General features: G+C 46.6%; 1 rRNA gene. It reads right to left on the bottom strand.

What is annotated here, in order from left to right:
* A 23S ribosomal RNA gene (locus tag MUN42_RS08270) occupies nt 1-2828 on the bottom strand; the annotation flags it as partial.

Genomic DNA, 2828 nt, shown 5'->3' with positions numbered 1-2828 from the left:
ATGCATCTGGCGATACAACTCATACACCAGCGGTGTGTCCATCCCGGTCCTCTCGTACTAAGGACAGTTCCTCTCAAATTTCTTACGCCCACGCTGGATAGGGACCGAACTGTCTCACGACGTTCTGAACCCAGCTCGCGTGCCTCTTTAATGGGCGAACAGCCCAACCCTTGGGACCTACTCCAGCCCCAGGATGAGACGAGCCGACATCGAGGTGCCAAACCTCCCCGTCGATGTGGACTCTTGGGGGAGATAAGCCTGTTATCCCCGGGGTAGCTTTTATCCGTTGAGCGATGGCCCTTCCATTCGGTGCCACCGGATCACTAAGTCCGTATTTCTACTCTGCGCAAGTTGTCTCTTTTGCAGTTAAGCTCGCTTATGCCTTTGTACTCTGCGAATGGTTTCCGTCCATTCTGAGCGAACCTTTGAACGCCTCCGTTACTTTTTGGGAGGCGACCGCCCCAGTCAAACTGCCCGACTGACAATGTCCTTTGCCCTGATTCAAGGGTCAAAGTTAGAACTTTAATATTAGAAGGTTGGTATCCCAACGGTGAGTCCTCACATACTGGCGTACATGTATCTTCCTCTCCCAACTATCCTGTACATCTAATCTCAAAGTCCAATATCAGCCTACAGTAAAGCTCCACGGGGTCTTTCCGTCCTAGCGTGGGTAAGTCGCATCTTCACGACTACTACAATTTCACCGGATCCTTTGTTGAGACAGTGCCCAAATCGTTACACCTTTCGTGCGGGTCGGAACTTACCCGACAAGGAATTTCGCTACCTTAGGACCGTTATAGTTACGGCCGCCGTTTACTGGGGCTTAAGTTCTAGCCTTCGCTTGCGCTAAGCCTTCCCCTTAACCTTCCAGCACCGGGCAGGTGTCAGCTCCTATACTTCATCTTTCGATTTTGCAGAAACTTGTGTTTTTGGTAAACAGTCGCTTGGGCCTGGTTTCTGTGGCCATATCTCTATGGCTCCCCTTCTCCCGAAGTTACGGGGACATTTTGCCGAGTTCCTTAACAAAGGTTCTTCCGCGCGTCTTGGTATTCTCTACCTCCCTACCTGTGTCGGTTTTGGTACGGGCGCTTTTGTCTTGATAGTGACTTTTCTTGGCAATTTGAATTTCCTTTCTTCTCTACTCATGTTTTCGATCCCTATCAGCTCTTAGGCTTTCAAGTTAGGGATTTGCCTCTAACTTACCCTTAAGCTTTAGACTGCCATCCATCAGGCAGCTAAGGTTATCCTCTTGCGTCATCACTTCTCTTTACGACTTCAAGCGGTACAGGAATTTAAACCTGTTGTCCATCGCCTACGCCTTTCGGCCTTGGCTTAGGTCCCGACTTACCCTGAGGGGACGAGCCTTGCTCAGGAATCCTTAGGGTTTCGACGGGGATGATTCTCACATCCCTTCTCGCTACTCATGCCAGCATTCTCTCTTGTATTAGCTCCACTTATGCTTTCGCTCTTGCTTCTTCGCTTAATACAATGCTCCTCTACCACTGTTAGAGGTTTTAAAACTAACTATGAGTCCTTTGACTTCTTTTTTACCAGTTTTTGTAGTTCGTTTTACGCTTACTCTTTTTGTGTGCGTTTTTTTCTTTGATGTTTTCTCTTCTTGGTTTTTTGTATATTTTCAGTCAAGTTCTTCATTTTTAGTTTTAATTCCTCTAACAATCCGAAGCTTCGGTACTGGATTTTAGCCCCGTTCATTTTCGGCGCAAACCCACTTGACCAGTGAGCTATTACGCATTCTTTAAATGTATGGCTGCTTCTAAGCCAACGTCCTGGTTGTCTTAGTAGGTTCACTTCCTTTTCCACTTAATCCAGATTTGGGGACCTTAGCTGTCGGTCTGGGCTCTTTCCCTTTCGACTTAGAAGCTTATCCCTCTAAGTCTGACTCCTTGATATTAATTTGTTGGCATTCGGAGTTTGATAGGTTTTGGTACGGTAAGCCGCCCTAGACCATTCAGTGCTCTACCTCCTACAATTTTCATCAAAGGCTAGCCCTAAAGCTATTTCGAGGAGAACCAGCTATATCCGAGTTCGTTTGGCTTTTCACCCCTATCCACAGTTCATCCGATACGTTTTAAACCGTACCCGGTTCGAGCCTCCAGTGAATTTTACTTCACCTTCACTCTGACCATGGATAGATCACCCGGTTTCGGGTCTATTGTATAAAACTATTCGCCCTTTTAAGACTCGCTTTCGCTGCGACTTCGCATCTTAAATGCTTAATCTTGCTTTATGCAATAACTCGCTGGCCCATTCTACAAAAGGTACGACATCAGACTCTTTCGTCCTCTGTCTGTTTGTAGGCACTAGGTTTCAGGTTCTGTTTCACTCCCCTTTCGGGGTTCTTTTCACCTTTCCCTCACGGTACTTGTTCGCTATCGGTCACATGTTAGTATTTAGCCTTAGGGGATGGGCCCCCTATCTTCACAACGGATTCCTCGTGTCCGGTGCTACTTTCCTCCCGGCTTCTATTGCTTTTCGTCTACAAGACTTTCACTTTCTTTGGTTCATTTTCCCAAATGATTTGACTAAGTAATAGTTGCCTTTATTGGATTAGGCTCTTTTCTTTTCGCTCGCCGCTACTTGGAAAATCGAGTTTTCTTTCTTTTCCTCCTGCTACTTAGATGTTTCAGTTCGCAGGGTCTCACTTTCATAGACTATGGATTTATCTATGAATGTCTGATTCTTCATCAGACGGGTTTCCCCATTCGGATTCCTAGGGGTCTTTGCTTTTTGTGAGCTATCCCTAGTTTTCGTTCACTTACGTCCTTCTTCGTCTTCATGTGCCAAGGCATCCACCTCGCGCCCTTTTT

This window comes from Anaerococcus sp. AGMB09787, assembly GCF_022808955.1.
Lineage (GTDB): Bacteria > Bacillota > Clostridia > Tissierellales > Peptoniphilaceae > Anaerococcus.
This window is presented reverse-complemented; position numbering and strand designations above follow the sequence as displayed.